General features: G+C 49.8%; 22 protein-coding genes. 7 read left to right on the forward strand and 15 right to left on the reverse strand.

Annotation, left to right across the window (positions count from 1 at the left end; translation table 11 throughout):
- Positions 1 to 62: 62 nt before the first annotated feature.
- The 9 genes from ICL07_RS18155 to ICL07_RS18195 all read right to left on the reverse strand — a co-directional run bounded on the left by ICL07_RS18155 (position 63) and on the right by ICL07_RS18195 (position 6,323).
- Complete coding sequence (locus ICL07_RS18155) at positions 63 to 764, reverse strand: hypothetical protein (protein ID WP_188089442.1); 702 nt, start codon at positions 762 to 764, stop codon at positions 63 to 65.
- Entirely contained in the window at positions 761 to 1,585 is an 825-nt protein-coding gene (locus tag ICL07_RS18160; RefSeq protein ID WP_188089443.1) for an urease accessory protein UreD, read from the reverse strand. Before ICL07_RS18160 ends, ICL07_RS18155 begins: the two co-directional genes overlap by 4 nt.
- 5 nt (positions 1,586 to 1,590) lie before the next feature.
- Entirely contained in the window at positions 1,591 to 2,229 is a 639-nt protein-coding gene (gene ureG, locus ICL07_RS18165; RefSeq protein WP_188089444.1) for an urease accessory protein UreG, read from the reverse strand.
- A 21-nt stretch (positions 2,230 to 2,250) separates the two neighbouring features.
- Positions 2,251 to 2,958: an urease accessory protein UreF gene (locus ICL07_RS18170; protein WP_188089445.1), complete on the reverse strand. Its 708-nt coding sequence runs from the start codon at positions 2,956 to 2,958 to the stop codon at positions 2,251 to 2,253.
- Positions 2,939 to 3,448 (reverse strand): urease accessory protein UreE, encoded by a 510-nt coding sequence (gene ureE / locus ICL07_RS18175; protein ID WP_188089446.1) that lies wholly within the window; start codon positions 3,446 to 3,448, stop codon positions 2,939 to 2,941. The genes ICL07_RS18170 and ureE overlap by 20 nt, the downstream gene beginning before the upstream one ends.
- Positions 3,449 to 3,460: 12 nt before the next feature.
- On the reverse strand, positions 3,461 to 5,182 hold the full coding sequence (gene ureC, locus ICL07_RS18180; RefSeq protein ID WP_188089447.1) for an urease subunit alpha: 1,722 nt from the start codon (positions 5,180 to 5,182) through the stop codon (positions 3,461 to 3,463).
- Positions 5,179 to 5,553, reverse strand: coding sequence for an urease subunit beta (locus ICL07_RS18185; protein ID WP_188089448.1), 375 nt, complete (start codon positions 5,551 to 5,553; stop codon positions 5,179 to 5,181). The genes ureC and ICL07_RS18185 overlap by 4 nt, the downstream gene beginning before the upstream one ends.
- A 19-nt stretch (positions 5,554 to 5,572) precedes the next feature.
- A complete protein-coding gene (ureA, locus tag ICL07_RS18190; RefSeq protein ID WP_188089449.1) occupies positions 5,573 to 5,875 on the reverse strand; it encodes an urease subunit gamma in 303 nt (100 codons plus the stop codon).
- A 178-nt stretch (positions 5,876 to 6,053) separates the two neighbouring features.
- Entirely contained in the window at positions 6,054 to 6,323 is a 270-nt protein-coding gene (locus tag ICL07_RS18195; protein ID WP_188089450.1) for a hypothetical protein, read from the reverse strand.
- Between the two features lie 228 nt (positions 6,324 to 6,551).
- Here ICL07_RS18195 and ICL07_RS18200 point away from each other — a divergent pair, with 228 nt between their 5' ends.
- The gene (locus tag ICL07_RS18200) at positions 6,552 to 7,436 is read left to right on the forward strand and encodes a helix-turn-helix domain-containing protein (RefSeq protein ID WP_188089451.1); all 885 of its coding nucleotides are present in this window, start codon (positions 6,552 to 6,554) and stop codon (positions 7,434 to 7,436) included.
- Positions 7,437 to 7,546: 110 nt separating this feature from the next.
- Complete coding sequence (locus tag ICL07_RS18205; RefSeq protein ID WP_188089452.1) at positions 7,547 to 7,975, forward strand: hypothetical protein; 429 nt, start codon at positions 7,547 to 7,549, stop codon at positions 7,973 to 7,975.
- A 175-nt stretch (positions 7,976 to 8,150) separates the two neighbouring features.
- Here ICL07_RS18205 and ICL07_RS18210 read toward each other — a convergent pair whose 3' ends face one another.
- On the reverse strand, positions 8,151 to 9,698 hold the full coding sequence (locus tag ICL07_RS18210; RefSeq protein WP_188089453.1) for a sulfatase: 1,548 nt from the start codon (positions 9,696 to 9,698) through the stop codon (positions 8,151 to 8,153).
- Positions 9,699 to 9,740: 42 nt separating this feature from the next.
- Positions 9,741 to 11,852 (reverse strand): catalase, encoded by a 2,112-nt coding sequence (locus tag ICL07_RS18215; RefSeq protein WP_188089454.1) that lies wholly within the window; start codon positions 11,850 to 11,852, stop codon positions 9,741 to 9,743.
- A gap of 184 nt (positions 11,853 to 12,036) precedes the next feature.
- Between ICL07_RS18215 and ICL07_RS18220 the strand changes: the two genes are divergently transcribed.
- Positions 12,037 to 12,993 (forward strand): YiiG family protein, encoded by a 957-nt coding sequence (locus ICL07_RS18220; protein WP_188089455.1) that lies wholly within the window; start codon positions 12,037 to 12,039, stop codon positions 12,991 to 12,993.
- 67 nt (positions 12,994 to 13,060) lie between these two features.
- Entirely contained in the window at positions 13,061 to 13,774 is a 714-nt protein-coding gene (locus tag ICL07_RS18225; protein WP_188089456.1) for a pirin family protein, read from the forward strand.
- 1 nt (position 13,775) lies between these two features.
- Here ICL07_RS18225 and ICL07_RS18230 read toward each other — a convergent pair whose 3' ends face one another.
- The gene (locus ICL07_RS18230) at positions 13,776 to 16,163 is read right to left on the reverse strand and encodes an ABC transporter permease (RefSeq protein WP_188089457.1); all 2,388 of its coding nucleotides are present in this window, start codon (positions 16,161 to 16,163) and stop codon (positions 13,776 to 13,778) included.
- Between the two features lie 181 nt (positions 16,164 to 16,344).
- Between ICL07_RS18230 and ICL07_RS18235 the strand changes: the two genes are divergently transcribed.
- Positions 16,345 to 17,871, forward strand: coding sequence for a sensor histidine kinase (locus tag ICL07_RS18235; RefSeq protein ID WP_188089458.1), 1,527 nt, complete (start codon positions 16,345 to 16,347; stop codon positions 17,869 to 17,871).
- 6 nt (positions 17,872 to 17,877) lie between these two features.
- Positions 17,878 to 18,936, forward strand: a complete 1,059-nt coding sequence (locus tag ICL07_RS18240) for a response regulator (RefSeq protein WP_188089459.1) — start codon at positions 17,878 to 17,880, stop codon at positions 18,934 to 18,936.
- Positions 18,937 to 19,245: 309 nt separating this feature from the next.
- Here ICL07_RS18240 and ICL07_RS18245 read toward each other — a convergent pair whose 3' ends face one another.
- Both ICL07_RS18245 and ICL07_RS18250 read right to left on the reverse strand, forming a co-directional pair.
- Positions 19,246 to 19,632 (reverse strand): hypothetical protein, encoded by a 387-nt coding sequence (locus ICL07_RS18245; RefSeq protein ID WP_188089460.1) that lies wholly within the window; start codon positions 19,630 to 19,632, stop codon positions 19,246 to 19,248.
- 11 nt (positions 19,633 to 19,643) lie between these two features.
- Positions 19,644 to 20,333 carry a hypothetical protein gene (locus tag ICL07_RS18250; protein WP_188089461.1) on the reverse strand — a complete coding sequence of 230 codons (690 nt, stop codon included), beginning with the start codon at positions 20,331 to 20,333 and terminating at the stop codon, positions 19,644 to 19,646.
- A gap of 205 nt (positions 20,334 to 20,538) precedes the next feature.
- Between ICL07_RS18250 and ICL07_RS18255 the strand changes: the two genes are divergently transcribed.
- Complete coding sequence (locus ICL07_RS18255; protein ID WP_188089462.1) at positions 20,539 to 20,913, forward strand: hypothetical protein; 375 nt, start codon at positions 20,539 to 20,541, stop codon at positions 20,911 to 20,913.
- Positions 20,914 to 20,918: 5 nt separating this feature from the next.
- On the opposite strand, the gene ICL07_RS18260 is transcribed toward ICL07_RS18255, so the two are convergent.
- Positions 20,919 to 22,313: an ArnT family glycosyltransferase gene (locus ICL07_RS18260; protein WP_188089463.1), complete on the reverse strand. Its 1,395-nt coding sequence runs from the start codon at positions 22,311 to 22,313 to the stop codon at positions 20,919 to 20,921.
- Between the last annotated feature and the right edge of the window lie 115 nt (positions 22,314 to 22,428).

Consider the following 22,428-nt stretch of genomic DNA (forward strand, 5'->3'; position numbering starts at 1 on the left):
GGTTTCCGTTGTGTCACTATTTTTTGTTTAGATAATGAAGATGATTTAATGCATTTGAGGGTTTACCATCCGAGAAACACCATTCCTATACCACACATCGTTACCACGGCGCCGCCGATGGCATGTACATATCGTTCCAGTTTATCGGTCTTCAGAAAAGAATAACCATAACAACCAATCAATACCATGGCCAGCATGGTGAGTACGGTGGTGATGGTGAAAACACTGATCAGTACAATCACTTCCAGCGTGGACCGGTGTGAGCCGGAGTAAAACAACAGCGGTACCAGCGGTTCACTGGGACCCATCACGAAAATGGCGAACAATATCCAGGGCGTTACTTTCACCCGGTTTTGCGGATATACGATATCACCATGACGATGCTCATACACATAAATATCGCCGCCTTCATATACGTCAAAATGTTTGTGGGGTTTATTGAGATAAGCCTGACGCAGCCCCCACAACAAATACACTACGCCGAAACCCAGCAGGCACCAGCCCGACATATTGCCCCTCACATCCTGGAACCAGGTCAGTTTAGACAATTGCCATCCCAGCAGTACGCCGATTAAGCCAATCACGACCGAGCTGAGGATATGCCCGAAACCGCATAATACTGTCCAGAATATCGTTTTAGGCATCGTCCATTTTTTGGAACGCGACAGCACAATAAACGGCAGGTAATGATCCGGTCCGGTAGCCGTATGTAAACAACTGATGGTAACAGCTGATACCGCCAGTGTGGTAAGTCCTATATTCATGCGATAGCTGTTTTAAATGTTTCGCCGACAACGGAATCGTTGGCAGCATTTTGCCAGAAATAGTGCTGCATTTTGCGCAGGCAGTTGAACAGCTGTTCACCGCCGTCGCCCAGTATACGCACCACCAGGCAGCGCGGGTCCGGCAGAGATATACCGCAGGCGATGTCCTGTTCTGTTTCCAGTATCTCCCGTAGTTCGCTCACCCGGGTATCCATATCGGCAGCGCCTGTATGCACATGCAGTAAGGTGGCCTGGTGGGTATATCCTTCCATCTGGCCAATAGCCTGCATGGGCAATAACTGCGGCTGTAGCAACAGATTGTCTTTTACGATGAGCTTACCACGGTGATATATTTCAGTGATGCTGTGCAGCTTGGAAAAACGGAACACTTCACCGGAATGTTTGCGGCCACAGGTAATGATTTCGCCAAAAGTAAACTGGCAATCATCTTCCAGGTGCGCCACGGTATGTGATTTAAAAATCGCGTTTTCATGCGGCACCAGCGGATGCTGTACGTAGCTGAACACACTCTGCGCTTCCATGTAGATGCGCTGTTGTTGCTGTGCGCCCTTTCGCATGTTAAACAACCGCTGATACGATTGCGACTGCAACTGCAACCGGCTGTGCGACTCCGTACGGATATCAATATCGTAATGGTCCCCGTCCAATATCCCGGGCGAAGAGCTCATCACCATCAGGTATAAAGCCGGGTCCTGCTTGTAGATGCCCACATTGGCCAGTTTAAAAGGCCGTGTGCAGTAACTGTCCTTCTGCCAGGTGCGCCCGTTTTTATACCCGCTTATTAAACTCAGTTTATTCATGGTCGTTATCTTACCAATGCCGGTTCTTCGGTTTCTTCCAGCAGTGCGTATTTTTTAATCCAGCCGATCACGATGTCCAAACCCTGTAATGACATGAGGTTGGTAAATACAAAAGGTTTACCGTTGCGCATTTTACGGGCATCTCTTTCCATCACGCCGAGGTCTGCATGCACATATGGCGCCAGGTCAATTTTATTGATCACCAGCAGGTCGGAACGGGTAATACCAGGACCGCCTTTGCGCGGTATCTTATCGCCTTCCGCTACGTCGATGACGAAGATGGTCACATCCGCCAGGTCGGGACTAAAAGTAGCCGACAGGTTATCACCACCGCTTTCAATGAGGATCAGTTCTATCTCCGGAAAACGGGCCGCCATTTCATCCACCGCTTCCAGGTTCATGCTGGCATCTTCACGGATAGCCGTGTGCGGGCAACCACCGGTTTCTACACCGATAATACGCTCTCTGGGAAGGAGACTGTTTTTGGTGAGAAATTCAGCATCTTCCTTAGTATAAATATCGTTGGTGATCACACCCATGTCATAGGTGTTCATCAGGGCGCGGGACAACCGTTCTATCAGGGCTGTTTTACCGGAACCTACCGGTCCGGCTACGCCTATTTTTACATATTTTCTTTCGCTCATAATATAATTTCGTTGCGTTAATTAAGACATATAAAGCCGGGAATACAGCTGTTCATGCTGCATGCAGCGGATATCGAAACCGATGTTGCACACGCCTACCAGGTCCCGGTCCAGTTCCATCGTGGATTTCACCAGCGGGGATATCACCGTTTGCATGCGAAACAATATATCCTGTCCGTCCAGCTGTCCCAGCGGCACCAGTTTCACAGCGTTGGTCACCATGCCGACTGCCGCGTTGTAAAAAAAAGCATACAATGCTTCCGGCAAGGGAATGCCCATTAGGCTCGCATAAAGCCCAAAGGCAATGCTGTAGTGCCCTTCCGCTTTCTTCGCCACGGTGGCTGCTTCATATTGCTGCGCCAGCGAAAAAGTCTGTTGACGGCTGAATATTTTCATCAGCCGCACGCCCAGTTTCTGGCTGGCCTGCCGTATTTCCCTTGGCATCTTCAGCGCGGAGGCTTCTTCATCGAGCGCCAGCAGGGCGTTGAGATCACAGACAGCAGCAGCGCGGTAAGCCAGGCATACAAAAGCGGCGTCGTTATACTGCAGGTTGTTACTGAGCATGTGCTGCACAAACTGCTCTGCGGAAGCCACATTGTTTACCAGTCCCAGCTGCACATAAGTTTCCAGTCCGTTGGAATGGGTGTAGCCACCGATGGGCAACGTCGGATCACTCAGGTGCAACAGGCTGCCGAGAAAATGGAAGGTGTTATCGTTCTTTTGCTGCAAGGCTCATAATTTTTGAGAAGAGAGAACTCCCGCCATTACCATGCGAATGTGGCTGTACGTTTGCATTCAGCAGGTTGGTCAGTTTCGTATGTGCTTTTACGGTATCATACCCTCCGGCCTGCAGCCAGCGGAAGATGGGTTCTTCAAAAGGCATCAGCACCTGGTCGTCCTGTATAAATACAGGCAGGTGTTTGTTGCCGATCTCATAGCATACGCTGCCCATTTCCAGCAGCGACCGTGGTGTAACCACGATCGCATCGCTGGGAATAATATCTACCACTACTGCCCGGTTGTCGTCCATATAAAGGATATCGCCGATACGCAGGCGTTGTCCTTCTTTCAGGAAGCGGATGGCGATCTCCATGCCCTGCTGCGTATGCTTGCGCTGTATGCGCTTGGTGGTTTCAAACCATTCCAGCAGCAGCGGATCTATGGTACGCCCTTCCAGTGACAGGGTGTTGGTATTACCGATGATTTTATCAATAATCATGTTATCTGACTTTTAGAACAGGAAGTACCGTTGCGCCAGTGGCACGGTGTCTACCGGTTCACAGGTGATATGTACACCATCTACCCGTACCTCGTAATTTTCCGGGTTGACGGTGATTTCCGGTGTTTTATCGTTATGAATCAGGTCTTTTTTAGAGATGTTGCGGCAACCGGATACGGGCAACACCATTTTCTGCAAACCATATTCGGCTACGATGCCTTTATCCAGGGAAGCCTTGGATACAAAGGTGGCGCAGGTTTGATGCATAGCGCGGCCATGAGCGCCGAACATGGTACGGATGATCACGGGCTGTGGTGTAGGAATCGATGCATTGGGATCACCCATTTTGCTGGCGATGATCATACCACCTTTGATGATCATTTCCGGTTTAGCGCCGAATAATGCTGGTTTCCACAGCACGATGTCCGCCATTTTTCCGGGCTCGACAGAACCCACGTATTCGTCGATACCATGCGCTATAGCCGGGTTGATGGTGTATTTAGCCACATAACGTTTAGCGCGGAAATTGTCGCTTTGTGCCGTCGCATCTTCATCGAGGAAGCCGCGTTGTTTTTTCATTTTGTCGGCAGTCTGCCAGGTGCGGGTAACGACCTCGCCTACACGCCCCATGGCCTGTGAGTCGGAACTCATGATGCTGAACACGCCCATATCGTGCAGAATGTCTTCTGCGGCGATGGTTTCCGGACGGATGCGGGAATCTGCGAAGGCCACGTCTTCGGGGATGCTTTTGCTCAGGTGGTGGCATACCATCAGCATATCGAGGTGTTCATCGATGGTGTTAACGGTATAAGGCCGGGTAGGGTTGGTAGAAGCGGGCAACACATTGGGATACATGGCCGCTTTAATGATATCGGGTGCGTGACCACCACCGGCGCCTTCCGTGTGGAAGGTATGGATTACACGGCCGTTGATAGCGTTGATGGTATCTTCCAGGAAACCGGCTTCGTTGAGTGTATCGGTGTGGATCGCTACCTGTACATCGTATTTATCCGCCACATTGAGCGCGGCGTCAATCACGGCAGGGGTAGCGCCCCAGTCTTCGTGGATTTTCACGCCGAGGGCGCCGGCTTCCACCTGCTCGGCGATAGGCGCTTCGGTGGAGCAGTTGCCTTTTCCGAAGAAGCCGAGGTTCATGGGGAAGTCGTCTGCCGCCTGCAGCATTTTGGCAATGTACCATTTACCGGGAGTTACAGTAGTGGCATTGGTACCATCAGCCGGACCGGTACCACCGCCGATCATGGTGGTGATGCCGCTGAACAGGGCGGTTTCTATCTGTTGCGGGCTGATGAAGTGGATATGCGTGTCGATACCGCCGGCAGTGGCGATAAGGCCGTTGCCGCCGTGTACTTCCGTAGAGGCGCCGATCACCATGTTACGTTCTACGCCGTCCATGGTATCCGGGTTACCGGCTTGTCCGAAGCCGACAATTTTGCCGTCTTTGATACCTAAGTCACCTTTCACGATACCCCAGTGATCAATCAGTACCACGTTGGTGATCACCATATCGAGCACGCCCTGGTCGCGGGTAGCGGTGCTGGACTGGGCCATGCCGTCACGAACGGTTTTACCGCCGCCGAATTTGCTTTCATCACCGTAGTGATTAAAGTCTTTTTCTATTTCGATGATGATATCGGTATCGCCTAAACGAACTTTGTCGCCTACGGTCGGACCGTACATATTTACATATTGTTCTCTGTTGATGATCAGGCTCATGATTGCTGGTTTTTGAAGTTGGAAGTCGCGAGTTTCGCCATTGCTTTTTCCCTGCTGGATTCGAGGGCGGTGTCGCCCTGAACGAGGTTATTGAGACCAAAGGCACGGCGGGCGCCGCCCAGTTCTACCAGGGTAACTTCTTTCTCCTCTCCCGGCTCAAAGCGTACGGCCGTGCCGGCGGGGATGTTGAGTCTTTTACCAAAGGCCTGGGCCCTGTCGAAGCTCATCTGGCGGTTGACTTCAAAGAAATGGTAGTGAGAACCAATCTGCACCGGTCTGTCAGCGGTATTGATCACTTTGATGGTCACCGTTTTACGGCCTTCGTTGCAGTGGACATCGCCTTTGCCGAGAAAATACTCTCCGGGTATCATGTTGAAATGGTTTTAGCTGTTAACGGATAGGTTGGTGAACGGTGACGAGTTTAGTGCCATCCGGGAAAGTGGCCTCTATCTGTACATCGTGGATCATTTCCGGGATGCCTTCCATGACATCTTCCCGGGTAAGGATGGTGGCGCCGTACTGCATCAATTCAGCTACCGATCTGCCATCCCTGGCGGCTTCCAGTAGTTCGCTGCTGATCAGGGCGATCGCCTCCGGATAATTGAGTTTGAGTCCTCGTGCTTTGCGTTTGGCAGCCAATTCTCCAGCCAGGTGAAGCAACAGCTTTTCCGTTTCTCGCGGTGTTAAATGCATATGAAAAATTTTAATATAAACAATTACAGGTATTCCAATAGGAAGTTAAGCCGAAATAAGAAAAATTAAAAACATAGTAATTATTTTACTATATAAATCTTCGGCAACTGCAAGCCGGACAGGACGCACTTCTCCGGAGCTTCGGAGCCAATAAAATCAATACCAGAAAAAAAGATGATTAAGCCTGGTGAGCAGGAATAATAAGGGTGTGGAATAAAATAAAACGGGGAACCCGCTTCACGGAGCTGTCAGGATGCTCCTGCCGGTTGTCACCGGTCAACTGGTTATTATCGGTTGTCAGGAATAAAGCCTGGTAATAGGTAGCAAAAAGAGTGGTAAAACGTTGTAACCGGGAGCCATGTAATACATCGTTCTCGTCATCCGTACTGTCATCATTCACAAAAGAAAACAACTGTAAAAAATCGAGATGGTCTTTTGTTGACAGCAAGGTATCCGAACAACTTTTTCCTGCTTCTTGAGATGAATAACCGGCCCTGGCAGACAATAAAGGAATTTTGTTATGGCCTGTGAAAGTAAACCCAATCAGGAAAAACAGTAATAATATGTACCGAACGATGGCTTTCATTTACAGCGTGCAAGGTAGATGTTAAAACAACTGATGAATAGCACAAATCCCGCATTTTTTTTCACAAATCCCCCTACCTTAGTAGCGGATATGAAATCATCAGTTAAGTTATTCACCAATTTCGAATATAAGAAATCCTTCCTCCCGGGCGTATCCAGGCAGGTGCTGTTTAACGATGCACAATTACAGGTATACCGCATCGAGAACTACCTGCGCAACATCGTGATTCCGGTACCACCCTACCGCACCTCCTTTAATTTCCTGCTCTTTGTCACCAAAGGCACGATTATACAACAACTGGAAGTACCCTCCATCACAGTAAGCGCCAATTCCGTTCTGCTGATCAAACAAGGCAGTATCACCGCTACACTGGAAATATCGCCGGATGCGACCGGCTTTTTCATCGTTTATGAAAATGAGATCATCAACCGGTTCTCCCTCAACAATAACCTGCTTAACTTCTTCTTTGCCTCACCACTGGTAACCCTGCCGGCTAAAGCGGTGAAGTGGCTGGCGCAACTCAGCGCCCTGCTGGAAGAAGAACTCAGTCTGGTCAACAGCTCCATGGAAATATGTATACCACTGTTCCGTGCCCTGCTCAATAAAATACTGCTGCATGAAACTCCCCGTCCGGTGGTACCCAACCGCAGCCTCGATATATCTCTGCGTTTCCGGGAGAAAGTACAGCGGCATCATCTCCGGGAAAAAACGGTGGAATACTATGCCCGGCAACTCAACATCTCCGAAAACTATCTGAATAAATGCGTGAAGGAAGCTACCGGCAAACCACCTAAACAATGGATCAATGAAATCAGTATCCTGCACAGCCAGATACTGCTGCAAGACCCCCATCGTGACATCGCCGGCATCGCCTTTGAACTCAACTATCAGTCTGCCTCCTACTTCACCCGTCTCTTTAAACAGGTAACAGGCGTCTCCCCTTCTGCCTACCGGAAAAAAATCAAGGTCAGCTAAACCAACTACCCCCTTTGTATGTTTTAAGGAAATTTTAAGCCGCTGCCGGGCACGTTTTGGCCCAATGGCAAGAAAATTGAATTACCAGGCATACAAAAACATTAAAACACATGAAAAAGTTAATTGCTGCTATCGCCATTATGCTCGCCGTATCTCCGGCTTTCGCACAAACTGCTCCTACTGCACCTGCCCCGGCACCCGCCAAACAAGCGCCGGTGAAACCAGCCAAAGCTCCCAAAGCAGTGGCCGCCCCGGAACAACGCGCCGCCCAGTACGCAGATGAGCTGAAAACAAAACTGAATCTTACAGATGATCAATATAAAAAGGTATTAGCCGTCAATACTGAATGTATCAAACGTAAAGATGCACTGAAGGCTTCCGGCCAGAAAGACGTGGCAGGCAAAAAAGAAATTGCTGCTTACCGCAAACAACAATACGCCACTATCCTTACACCGGACCAGCAGGCGAAACTCAAAGCCCTGAATGCACAACACCACGGCAAAGGACAAAAAGATAACGACGCAGGAGAAAATAAATAAATAACAAAATAATAAATAAAAGAGGCTATCCATGTTAAAAGGGATAGCCTCTTCTATCGAGACTCGGATAAGATTATTCCAGCCACTATATAACCTACAACTGTTACACTGTTAAAGTAACAAGTTACAAAGGTACGTCGCCGGATTTTAATAATGCACTTTACTTTCCTCGAGGTTACCGCCTATTTTCCGGCCACGGCAAAGGTTTTCCACTGACTTTATCTATCGGCATAGGCGCATGCCACTGCTGCAGCTGTTGTGATAGCATCGTCAGCAAGGCTTGTACCTTATCGGGGTAAACGGCCCCCAGGTCGCGCTTTTCACCAATATCGGCCACGAGGTCATATAGCTCCGTACGGCGCTGCACCTGGTCATATACGATTTTCCAGCGGCCCTGCCGGAGCGCACTTTTGTAGTTAATACCCGGGCCTCCGTTGGGTATCCATTTATTCGGATAATGCCAAACCAGCGCCCGCAGGGAGTCGGTAGCCGCAGGGTCTTCCAGCAGCGGCACAAAACTCCTCCCATCGATCTGCTGCACCGCATCATACAACTGCATCCCCGCCATCTCCAGGATGGAAGGAAAAAAATCTTCTATCATCACATACTGTTGTACCACGCTACCCGCTTTCGTTTTCCCCGGCCATTTTACCAGCATCGGTTCACGGATACCGCCTTCGTATACCGATCCTTTCCCAGCGCGTAAGGGCAGGTTCTGGGTATGCGGCGCACCACCCCGGGGCGGCGCCAGGCTTAGCCCGCCGTTGTCGCTCATAAATAGGATAACGGTATTACCGGCTATTTTTTTGGTAGTCAGATAATCCATCACCGCACCCAGACTGGCATCCATCCCTTCTATCAGCGAAGCATACTTTGCTTCTGCCGCATCCAGCCCGATGTCCAGGTAATGCTGATAGTAGCGTTTATCTGCCTGCAACGGCACATGCACCGCATAATGCGCGAGGTAGAGGTAAAAAGGCTGTTGCCTGCTGACTGGCTCGTCCAGCGCTTTCAGCGCTTCCCGTGTAAGCGCTTCCGTGAGGAAAGTGCCGGTACCATAATATTCCTCCAGGTCGGGCACCGCCTGCGGCGTAGCCTTACCGGGCATATTACCATAGTTCTCTTCCGACAGGTAACTCTGCGGATGCCCCGCCGCATGACCGGCGATATTCACCAGGAAACCCATATTGTAAGGATTGGCGCCGGGCGTGCCCATAGCTCCCCAGTGAGCCTTACCGGCGTGGATGGTATAATAACCGGCCGTTTTTAATAAGGCAGGCAACGGGGTAGCATATACGGTTTGCGGGACGCCTTTCACCGGACTGAAACCATTTTGGTTCCAGGGCGCGCTGTCCAGCATACTGTCCGGCGCATCAGCGTTTACGTCTTTATGCGGCGACGTCCAGTTGGTGACGCCGTGATGAGCTGCGTTCATGCCGGTGATCATACTCACCCGCGACGGCGTACAAACCGGTGTAGCATATGCGTTGGTGAACTTCACCCCTTCCTGGGCCAGCCGCTCCATATTGGGTGTACGGAAACGTTTATTCTTGTCCGTGAGTTGGTCCCAGAAAGGCACGGAAGTATCTTCCCAGCCCATATCGTCTACCAGGAATACGATAATGTTAGGCTTCGGTTTCACCGGCCGCGGGTCTTTAAATTGCGCGGAGGTATTCAGTGTAGCCGACATGAGCAAACAGATGCCCGGAATGATTGTCTTCATATCACTAAAGATAATACCTCCGCGCGAACAATAACAGTGCTGTCAGCCCTCGCGTTCCCAGAACCTGTGCTGCGCAATAGCGGTTATAAAGGCCTTGGCCTGCCCGTTGATCACCACGCCCGGCGCTTCCTTCGGAGGTACCCCGGTGGCTTTGAGCACCTGCAGCCCTTCACTGGCTACCGCAATAGCTTTACAATGACGGTAGGCTTCATTGATAAAGCGGATGGCATCGGGATGTTGTTGCAGCAGATTTGCGCTGTCGGCGCCGCCGGGCACAAATACGGCATCAAACAATACAGATGCGGCGGTCAACAGGCTTTGGTCCGCTTGTACATCACTGCTACCCACTGTTTTTACGCTGCCAAGATGTGGTGCGATCAGCTGTACCTGCGCCCCGGCTTTCAACAGGGCCTCTTTCATCCCCGTGACTTCCGTGGAGTTCACCCCGTCGGCCACCAGGAAGGCGACTATTCTTGTTTTAATAGTATCCTTCACCGTATTGGCCATACTGAGTGCAGCAGATTTTTCCACCGGCTGTTTTACGGTATGGGGCTGGTATTGCGCCGGGTCGCCATCAGCGGGGATACTGCGGTTAATCGGTTCTTCCAGCTTCTCCGGCACCTTTATACCCAGACCTTCCGCCACAGCGGAAGCCAGGGTCATATCCACCTCGGATAGTAATCCTACTACCCGTATACGTATATCCGTGTTGGTTACCTTGCCCAGTTCGAAGCGGAGGGCATTGATGATGTGGCGTTGCTCCGCTTCCGACTGGCTATGATAAAACAGCGCAGCCTGACTGAAATGGTCGAAGAAGCTCTTGCTTCTGCCCCGTATTTTCTGTCCGTCTATCCGTTCGGTATAAGAATGGAAACCACCATCAGCCATTTTGGCCTGGAATGGGCAACCGGCGCTCATGGTATTCGGCTCATAGGCCGTACCGCTCCGGTTAATGGTTTGCCGCATATGTCCGTCACGCTGATTATTATGCACCGGCGCTACCGGCCTGTTGATAGGGATTTCATGGAAGTTGGGGCTACCCAGGCGCGACAGCTGGGTATCCAGGTAGGAAAACAGCCGTCCCTGTAACAACGGATCATTGGTAAAATCGATGCCTGGTACCAGGTGACCGGGATGGAACGCCACCTGCTCCGTCTCCGCAAAAAAGTTATCCGGGTTACGGTCCAGTACCATTTTCCCGATACGTTTCACCGGCACCACTTCTTCCGGGATGATCTTGGTAGGGTCCAGCAGATCGAACGGGTATTTATGTTCATCTTCCTCCGGTACCAGCTGTACACCTAATTCAAATTCGGGGAAATTACCGCTTTCGATGGCATTCCAAAGGTCACGGCGGTGGAAATCCGGGTCTTTGCCGGAGATCTGCTGCGCTTCTTCCCAGGCTACGGAATGTACCCCCAGCAATGGTTTCCAATGGAATTTCACAAAGCAGCCTTTGCCGGCTTCATTGATCCACCGGAAAGTATGTACGCCGAAACCTTCCATCATGCGCAGGCTGCGGGGAATGGCACGGTCGCTCATCACCCACATGATCATATGCATGGATTCCGGCATAATGGAGATAAAATCCCAGAAAGTATCATGTGCGGAGGCCGCCTGCGGCATCTCATGCTGTGGCTCCGGTTTTACCGCATGGACGAAGTCCGGAAATTTTACCGCATCCTGGATAAAAAACACCGGCATATTGTTGCCTACCAGGTCGTAGTTACCTTCATCGGTGTAGAACTTAACGGCGAAGCCTCTTACATCGCGGGCCAGGTCGGTAGAGCCGCGGGAGCCCGCTACAGTGGAAAAGCGGACGAATACCGGCGTACGCCGGGCGGGATCGTTGAGGAACCCAGCCTTCGTATACTCCGCCATAGACTCATACACCTGAAAATAGCCATGGGCGCCGGAACCACGGGCATGTACAATACGTTCGGGAATCCTTTCATGATCAAAATGGGTAATTTTCTCCCGCATGATGAAATCTTCCAGCAGGGAAGGTCCTCTTTCTCCCGCTTTCAGCGTATTTTGATTGTCATTGATACGAACGCCCTGGTTGGTCGTCAGAAACTGGTCCGCCCCGTCTTCTGTATGCGGTGCCAGCTGCTCCGCCTTCTTATCGGAAAGTGTGGTCTTTTTCTTTGCCATGGTTATCCGGGTTTAGTGGTGAGAAACAATGTCGTTCTGGTCACAGATTTTATGCCGGGGCTGGCAAACTCAACATTCCGCATTGTTATTAGAAATTTTAAATATTATATTTGCGGCATTATTAATTTAATCAAATTACCCCGGTCATTTGTTTTTGTTTAATCCAGATAATCGCCATTTCACTATGAACAAAAATTTCCTTTACACAGCCATTGGTGTGGCTATGCTTGCTGTATCTGTATCTTCCTGCGACAATAGTAAGGGCGGCAAAGGGCCTGCTGCCTACGAGAGCAACTCCGTAGAAAAGGCCAGTCATGTGATTGAGTACACCAACCTCCTGATTGATATAGCCAACAAACAAAACAGCTATATCACCCGGGTAGCAGAGAATGCAGACAAAATTGAAAAAGGGCTGAAGAACCCTTCTGACCGTTTTGCCTTTATCGGCGTCTTCCCTCCTTCCTACTTTGAATCGCCCCGGGCTTTCAATAAGGTGAAGCCAGACGAGCCGGTAGATGAGCTGAGCAGCGACGACAAAAAATTCTTCAAGGAAAAATGGGCCTCCTATAGCGCCAGTTTCAAAAAGGTGCAGGACCAGTACAAACAGCTGAGCGACTACCTCAAAGCGGAAGACTACAAAGATGACAAAAGCGCCAAAGGCTTAGCACTGGTAGATTCTATCCGTTCCACTACCCAACAGCTGATGGCTGAGAAAGTAGTGCTGATGAAAAAAGTCAATGAAATTGCTGATGCCAGCGAAGTCATTGTTCTGAAAGAAAGCCCGCTGAAAGATTACATCATCGCCATGAAGGGCGACCTGAAAGCGGTACGTGATTTCGTGGAACTGGTAGAAAGCAGCGAAGGCGATTACAACGCCATCAAACCTAAAGCAGAAGCCGCTTATGCAGCCCTGGAAAAAGCCAAAGAGGAACACAGCCAGCTGAACATGGACAACGCCAAGAAAGAGAGAAAGGATGGTTACTACAAATCATTCTATGATCGTGTGGGCGATTTCCTGATTGAAGCAAAGAAAATCATGCGTGACAGCGCTGAAAAAGGTAAAATCAATGAAAACCAGGCGGAAACGCTGGGCCGTAGCTACGACAGCCTGATTTCTGCTTACAATTCTTTCAATAGCTAATTCTTACACCATAGCGGCAAAGCTTCATTGCTTTGCCGCTATGGTGTATACTTAATCTGACTGACAAATGAAAACACAGCACTTCCCTGCCGGTGAAAGAGGGGTAAAAGACATCGGATGGCTGAAAAGCAATTTTTGCTTCAGCTTCAGTGATTATTACAATCCTATGCGTAGCGCCTTTGGTACGCTGGTGGCTTTTAATGATGATTTTGTAACGGCCGGAAAAGGCTTTGGTATTCATCCGCATGTGAACATGGAAATTATTTCCGTGTTACTGAAAGGAAAGATGAATCATAAAGACACCCTCGGCTACAGCACAAAGATAGAAGCCGGCGGCGTACAGATCATGAGTGCCGGAGAAGGACTGCGACACGAAGAATACAATATTGGCGAAGGTGATGTGAACTTCCTCCAGATATGGATTCAGCCCAAATTACAAAACATCACGCCCCGCTACCAGCAACGGAGCTTCCCGCGCGACAAAAGGAAAAACCAGCTGACCACCATCGTTTCCGGTGAAGAAGGCCTGGCCCATTGCTGGATCAATCAAAATGCGAAACTCTCCCTGGGATATTATGACTTACCAGGTTCAGTACCCTACACCCTGAACCCGGTCAATAAATGCCTGTTTATTTTCCTGATAGAAGGCACCCTGAAAGTAAACAACCAGGTACTGCACCCCCGCGATGCCATGGGTATCTGGGAAGTTAGCGAAATCAGCCTGCAACATGGTGAAGAAACGGAGTTCCTGATCATAGAAACCCCGATCAACCAGAAATAGGTTATTCTCCCCGTAAACTTTTTACCGGATTAGCCAGTGCCGCCCGCACAGCGTGAAAACTCACGGTGGCCATTGCTATTACTACGGCGGTAATACCGCCTGCGGCAAATATCCACCAGCTGAGGCCCACACTGTAGGCATAGCCATGCAGCCACTGTTGCAGGAAATACCAGGCCAGCGGAACCGCCAGCACAAAAGCAATACCTACCATCACGATAAATTCCCGGGAAAACAGCAGAATAATATTCGTCACCGTGGCGCCGAGTACTTTGCGCACGCCTACTTCTTTTACCCGTTGCACCGCCATATAGGACGCCAGCCCGTAAAGCCCCAGACAGCTCAGGAAAATAGCAATGCCCGCAAACAGGCGGTAGAGCACAGACAGCTGCATTTCATGCGTATAAAACCTGGCTATTTCTTCGTCGAGGAACTGGTATTCAAACGGTGTATCAGGGTATACTTCATCCCATGCTTTTTCCACACTCCGCATAGCGGCGGACAGATCACCTCCCGCCAGGCGCACCGTGGCGTTAAAACACGGCTCTTTAAAGTTATACATCAACAGCGGCGCTACCACTTCTTTCAGGGAAGTGGCATGGAAATCCTTTACTACGCCTACTACCGTCCCTTTCATAAAGCCCCACATTTCAACGCGTTTATTGAGTACTTCTTCCGGTTGATGATAACCAAGTTTTTTAACCAGTGTTTCATTGAGCAGAAACTCCCGGACAGAGTCGGTGGAGGTAACATTACGGCCTGCTGCCAGCGGAATTTTGAACAAAGGCACGTAATCAGCATCGATGGCTTTATGAATAGCGTTGAGATCTGAACTTTTAGGATTGTTGTCAAAAGTAAAATCAGTCCACCAGTTGTCATCCGAAGCTGGTGGAGCGGTGTTAAAACTCAGCCCTGTAACCTGCGGCAGTCTGGAGAGACGGTCATGGAACAGGTCCCGCTTACCAGCCATCGGTCCGCCCGGCATCGGCAGGTTCACGATATACTCTTTCTCAAAGCCCATGGAAGCGGTGCGGAAAAAGTCCATCTGCCTTACAATAATCAGGGTACCGATGATGAGCGCCTGTGCTATCATAAACTGGAATACCACCAGCCACTTACGCAGGGAAAAGCCATTGGTACGTTGTTGCAGCAACCGGCTTTTCAGGGAGTTTACCGGGTTGGTGCGGGCCAGTACCATAGCGGGATAGCACCCCGACAACAGGGTAACGGTCAGCAGCACACCCGGTAAAAACAATGCGGTGGCCGGCTGGAATAGCACTACCTCTGGCAGTGGGATACCCAGTATCGCGCCCAGCGGGCGCAAAAGCAGCCCGGCGATAGTGAAGCCCAACAGGCAGGAAAACAATACCAATATAAAAGTCTCTATAAAAAACTGTAGCCGTAGTTGCCCCGGACCACTGCCCAATACCTTGCGTATGCCCGCTTCCCGCATCCGTTGCACTACCTGCGCTGTAGAGAGGTTGATGAAATTAATACAGGCGATCAGCAAAATAAATCCGGCGATGCACCACATAGCGCGTATCCGGTCGGGTGTGATGCCATGGGAGGCGATATTCTCCGGCAGCTGGCTCAAATGCACGTCCTGTAAAGGTTGTAGCAGGAAAATATTTTTCAGGTCTTTGGGAAGATATTTCCGGGCCAGCAAAGCCAGTTGCCGGTCTACCTGCGCCACATCTGCATTTGGGGTCAGCAGCACATAACATTGATATACGGAAGATAACCCGCCCCAGCTGTCATTACGCGCATAAGGCGTGGCACAATAGGGTATCAGCAGATCGAATAAAAACTCCGTATTACCCGGCCGCTCCACGATTCCGCCTACCTGCAGCCGTAAATCCGCCCCCAGCTGAATGGTTTGTCCCAGCGCCTTTTTCCAGTCGCCGAAATAACGCGTGGCGGTTTCCCTGGTAAGTACCAGTCCTTGTTTATCCGCCAGCACCGCAGGTGTTCCCGCCAGCCAGGTAAAATCCAATATTTGAAAAAAGTCAGGCGTCACGGTAAAAACACCTTTCTTTTCCTTGAAAGTTTTCCGGCTCAGGCTGTTTTCTTCCGGCAACTTCACTTCCATATCCGGTATTTGTACAAACGGGCTCACCGCGGCGATACCCGGTACTTCGGCTTTTAATACGCTTTGTAGGGGAACAGATACGGAGCCTGCCAGAAAAGAGCCTCCATTGGGTTTGGCCATTTGGGTCAACACCCGGTATACCCGGTCCTGTTTACTGTGAAACCGGTCGATCCCCGTTTCAAAACGGATGATCGCAAAAATCACCAGGCAAATGGCAATACCGGCTGATAAGCCGAGTATGTTAATAGCAGTGTACACCCTGTTGCGGCGTAGACTGCGTGCGGCGGTTTTGAAGTAGTTCATCAACATAGCTGGAAATGGGCACGCGATTGATATACCAGGATTATATCGACTCAAAATGATAATTTTACCAATTAAAATTAAAAATAACTTGTCCAAATATGCAAAGAGATTGTCCGAATTCGGACGACTTGTATTTTTATAACAAGGATTGCTTATTTTTATAGAAGACCCTTTCAAATCCATGACCACCACAAGTACTGCGCACGTGCCAGGTTTTGAGCTGCTCTTTAACCATGCTACCCAGGGCATACTCCTGGTAGATGGGGCCGGCCTGATACGGGCGGCTAATCCCTGCATCCTGGAATGGAGCGGCCATACACCGGAAGAAGTGGAGGGCCAGCCGCTCAGCAGTCTGCTGGCAGGTGATATCCGGTCATGGCTGCGTTGCAAAAACGGCCAGGCGATACCGGTGAATATGACCTGTACGTCTTACCTGCAGGCCGATCAGCATTACCAGGTTTGTTTTATCAACGATCTGTCTGCGCAACAACAAACGGCCGATGCATTGAAACGCACACAGGATGCGCAACAGCTGGAAGCTCACATCATGGCGGGAAAAGAGACTGCCTACCGGCGCGTCAGCAATTTCCTCAACAGTATCTGGACCAACCTCGATGCTATTCTGATCGTGACCGAACCGATGGGGCATATCCGTTTTTTTAATCCGGCAGCTGTCAGAATGCTGGGGTATCCCTCCCGCGAGATAACAGATACCGGCTCACTGATACAGTTTCACGACTTCCAGGAACTGGAACGCCGCGCGGCCAAACTATCGGAAGAGCTGCAACAAACCGTGGAACCAGGCTTCGACACCCTTACCATCAAAGCCAGGCTCAATTTACCCAACGAATACGAATGGGCTTATATCCGTAAAGATGGTAGCCGCTTCCCCGTAGCACTAACGGTATCGGCTATACGGGATGAGAGTCAGCATATTACCGGTTACATCGCTATCGGCCTCGATATCTCGGCGCGGCGTAAATCGGAAGCAGAGTTGCGGCAGGCGCTGGACAAGGAAAAGGAGCTCAACGTACTGAAGTCCCGCTTTGTGTCTATCGCCTCACATGAGTTCCGCACACCACTCAGCACGGTGTTATCCTCTACCTATCTGCTGGAAAAATATACCAACACAGAAGATCAACCGAAGCGACTGGCACATATCCGGAAAATATCTTCCGCCGTACACCTGTTGACCGACATCCTGAATGATTTCCTGTCACTGGGAAAAATTGAGGAAGGTAAGATAGTGGTACGACCAGCGTTGACGGACATACGTAACCATGTGGAAAAAATTCTGGCGGAAGCCGAAGGACTCAAAAGGGGCCGGCAGCAGGTGGTTTACCAACACGAAGGAGAAACAGAGAGTACGCTCGATGGCAACCTGCTTCGCCATGTATTGACCAACCTGGTATCCAATGCCCTGAAGTTTTCTCCGGAAGAAGGTACCGTACACGTACATACGCATGCCACACCTTACCGCCTGTTACTGTCGGTAAAGGATGCCGGTATTGGCATTAAACCGGAAGACCAGCAACACCTGTTTGAAAGATTTTTCCGCGGCAGCAATGTGGAAAATATACAGGGTACCGGCCTGGGCCTGCATATCGTCGCCAAATACACGGAACTCATGAAAGGACAAGTTACCTGCCACAGTGAACCAGACAAAGGCACCGAATTCATCGTACATATTCCCACCCCCAAAACCTGACATATCTTGGAAAAAATCCTGCTCATCGAAGACAACAAAGATATCCGCGATAACCTGGCGGAAATCCTGGAACTGGCCAATTATGAGGTACTGACCGCCTCTAACGGCAAGGAGGGCGTGACCATTGCCCTGGAGCAACAGCCCGACCTGATTGTATGCGATATCATGATGCCCGTACTCGACGGCTACGGCGTGCTGCATATGCTGCATAAAAATGAAAGCCTCCGGCCTATCCCTTTCATTTTCCTTACCGCCAAAACCGAACGCACCGATGTACGGAAAGGCATGGAAATGGGAGCCGACGACTACATCACCAAACCCTTTGAAGGCGCCGAACTACTGAGCGCCATCGAAAGCCGGTTACGGCGATGCGCGGAAATACGGCAGCCGGAAACCACCGGTATCAGCGGATTACATACGTTGCTGTCCAACACGTCCGGTAAAGATTTGCTGGCTTCTCTCAAGGAAGACCGCAATACCAATCACTACAAAAGAAAACAACAGATATACGTTGCCGGTAACCGGCCGGAGCGCCTCTATTACATCATGGAAGGCAAGGTAAAAACGTACCAGCGCAATGATGATGGTAAAGAACTCATCACCGGACTGTATAACGAAGGAGATTTTCTGGGCTATACGGCTTTACTGGAAGGAGGCGCTTACCAGGAAAGTGCCGAAGCCATTGAAGATACCGTGCTGGCCATTATTCCGCACCAGGATTTTGAGGAGTTGGTTAACAATAACCCGGAAGTACTAAGCCGTTTTGTACAACTGCTCGCAAAAAATATTGCAGAAAAGGAGCAACAGCTGATTGCGCTGGCTTACAGTTCCCTTCGTAAAAAAGTAGCTTCCGCCCTCATTACGCTGGACTATAAGTACAACACTACACAAAAACCGCATTTTGAAATAGATATCAGCCGGGAGAATCTGGCTGCTGTGGCCGGAGTGGCCAAGGAGTCATTAATACGTACACTGGGGGATTTCCGGGATGAGCAACTGATTTCGCTCAGAGACGGTACGATTGTGCTGATGGAAAAAGATAAAATTGCCGCGATGCGCAACTAACGTTCTTTAAACACTTTTTGCCCCGGGCCAGTGGAGCCCGGGGAACAAAAAATGATCTCACACATCGTCACATTCACATTCCCCACAATGTCAATCTCACATCTCTGCGTAGCACTTTCACATTCCCCTCCATTCACAAATCATCCCTACAATTCATTTTCACATTCCATCATTCACAAACCATCGCTGCATTCTCTTTCACTCATTCACATGTTCACTTTTCTACAAATCCATGCTATCATTCCTTCGTACATTCACATCTACAATCTTTTACTTAATTCCTTCTCATTTATCAATCATTCAGGTATACTACTCTAATTGCCAGTTGCGCAACAGGCTATTGAACGCCCCTTTCATCTTTTCAAATTCTTCCTGCATTTTTCGCATGTCCTGCGTCAATACCGGCCAGTCGTGTGGCGCTTCTTCCCTGGGTTGTGGTACAATGTCCAGCCAATCCAGCTGTTCCATCACTTCGTGCCGCAATAATTTCAGCGATTCATTCTTTGCGATCATTTTTTCCTGAAACGCTTCAGCCTGGTCCAACAACTCACGGGAATTAATATGGCGCAGAGAGGCGGTCAGCCTGTCGAGCAGTGCTGTATTCTCCTTTCTCAAGCCTTCCAGAATACTCAGCCATCCTCTGCATATTTGCTGATCCTGCAGATTCTTGCCTCTGATTTCTTCCCGGTTGTTCATAGTCAGTATTGCTAATTATAATACACCTGCAGGCCGTTGAGTCGCTGCTGGTCTTCCCAATGCTGCAACAAATCAACCATTCCGCGCTGTATCAACGACATCTCCTTGATACCGTTGATCAGGTCCTGCATTTTCCTATCTGCACAAATATCATAAATATTACTGTCACTATCAATACACTTCTGTAAATATTTTGCGGTCCGGTTACTTTCCCGGATAAATGCTTTCATCACATCGCGCACATTGCCGTGGTAATCGGGGCGGAAGCTCTGCAACGGGGCGTCATCAGCCTTGATACGGACAGCCGGCTTCATCTCTTTTTCCAGGCTTTCCAGGACTACCACCTGATACGTGCTCAGTTCGCGGTAATAGGTCATGATCATTTCATTAAACTCACCTAACCCTACTGCATTGTATTGCATCTCCTGGCGGCTGGCTACATACAACGCTTCCAGCTTACGGGAAAGCTTTGCTGCATGCGGTAAGGCCGTTTCTTTCAGTTGCCGGGCCAATTCCGACGCATAGTAACCGTTGAAATCAAATATCTCTCGCTGATGGTCCAGCAGGGTTTTGATCCCGGACTTTGATTTATACTGTTTATAAATATATCCTCCGTACTGGCGCAGCCTTCTGATCGGATAAAAAAGAAAGCCTTCACAAAATCTCCGCTGCAGGGATGAGGAAAAAAAACCGGTAAACATATGCGTTCATATTAAAAAAAGAAAAACATTAAATATTCCCGACAACACAAAGGTACCTCCACCCGCCCCCCTGGACAATGATGTTTGTGGCAACATGCAATGATTGTCATCAACGCTACCGGTGACCGCCGTCATCCAAATCCGGCTGATTATCGTAAATTAGTGATAATGATCTATTTGCAAACCCCCTTAAAGCCACCATCGTATGCTATCCTCCGCGGAAAAACTGAAACAACTGGAGAATGTGGCCTCACCAGCCTACTCCTTTCAATACCTGCTGCTGGTCAGCGGCGGTGATTACGCCTTCCTGAAAGAAATAGCCACCCTCTACCTGGATGCTATGCTACATTATGTGGACGACTGCCGCCAGATAGCAGCCGACAAAGACCTCAACGCGCTGAAACAACAAACCCATAAAATAGCTACGTCTTTTAATTGCCTGGGTATGGACTACCTCCAGCCCTGCTTCGACCAGATTAAACATACCAGCCATTGGGACCAGGAAACGGCCAACAGCCTGCATATGCTGATTGCCACCGTGCAGGATAATGTCCCACTGGTGAGAAAAGACCTGGAATAACAGCATTATTCAGCCGCCGGCTGCGTAGGTGGCTGATAATCGAAACAACGAAACACGAGAAACTTACGTACTACGCGGCCATGCAGTTTTACAATAATAGGCGGTAACGGCTCAATGCCGGCAAAATAAGGGCGCAGGTCCTTTACAAACGCCTGCTCATCCTTATCGTCATCTACATCAGTCAAAGAGTTGATAAAAATAGCATTCCTGCCTTCCAACCGGCGCAGGTTAGTACCAATATAATCAAATTGAAGCGCATTCTCCCCGATCACATTCCGGGAATACACCATCTCATGCAGGTAAAAATTGAGCATGGCGCTTGTTTTATAATCATCCGCTGAAAAAATAAAATCATCGGGATACTCGTTACGCACCGCCTGTACCCCTTTTCCCAGGCCTTCCCAGCCTATCATGGTATCATCGGAATGAATAGGCACAGGGTAAAAAAGTATCTCTACCGCCATTGCCAGATGCACCACCAAAGACACCACCCACTGCCAGCGGATATATCTTATGCCCATCCACGCACTCACCCAGATAATACCGGTGATATAAGCCGGCATCATCCAGTTCAGCTTCACCCAGTAGATGGGAGATATCAACATAAAAATTAAAAACAAAGGCAGGAAAAAACAAAACAGGAACAGCTGCCGCGCCGGTACCCGCCACGCTTTCCGCCGGTAATGCCCAAACGCTTTATACAGGTAATACACCAACGCGCCCAGCAACACCGGTCCCAGTATGAACGCCTGATGCCCGATCACCCCGAAGAAATCCATGGGATGCAACTCCAGGCCACCTACCCTTCCGGAAGATTGAAAACGGAACGAAGCAAACTGGTTGTCCACATTCCAGATCACCACCGGAGAGATGGTCAGTAAAAAGAACGCAATAGCCAGCAACAACCACGGTGACCAAAGATAACGCCGGTAAGGGGCGCACAACAACAAAAACAAAATAGTACCCGCAGGCAGAAAAATACCGGTGTACTTACTGTCAAATGCCAGTCCCATCGCAATACCGACCCCTATCCACGCCATACGCCGGCCCTCAAATACGGCCTTGTACAAAGCCAGCAAAGAAACGCCCCACCACAACATCAACGGCACATCCGGCGTAGATACAAGCGACAGCAACGTGATCATCAGCGTGGAATACAACAGCAGCCCTGCATGCCAGGCACGGCGCCGGGACAGGAACAAAGTGGCCAGCCGGTAAAACACCAGCAAGGTGCCGATGGTTACCAGCGTATCAGCGAGTTTAATCACCCAGGCATGCCTCCCCAATACGTCCGTAAAAATCCGCAACGTATAGGCCAGCATCGGCGGATGATCGAAGTAGGACAAAGCCAGATGTTGACCGTAAAAAAAATAATACGCATCCTGAGGCATCAGCCCCATCGCGCCTACGAAGGAAAGTCTTAATACAGTAACTATACAGATAGCAGTTAATAACCACTTATTAGCAGAGATATATCTGATAAATAGATGAATCGGACCCGGTTTCCGCATGAGT

The organism is Chitinophaga qingshengii (genome assembly GCF_014529935.1).
Classification (GTDB): Bacteria; Bacteroidota; Bacteroidia; order Chitinophagales; family Chitinophagaceae; genus Chitinophaga; species Chitinophaga qingshengii.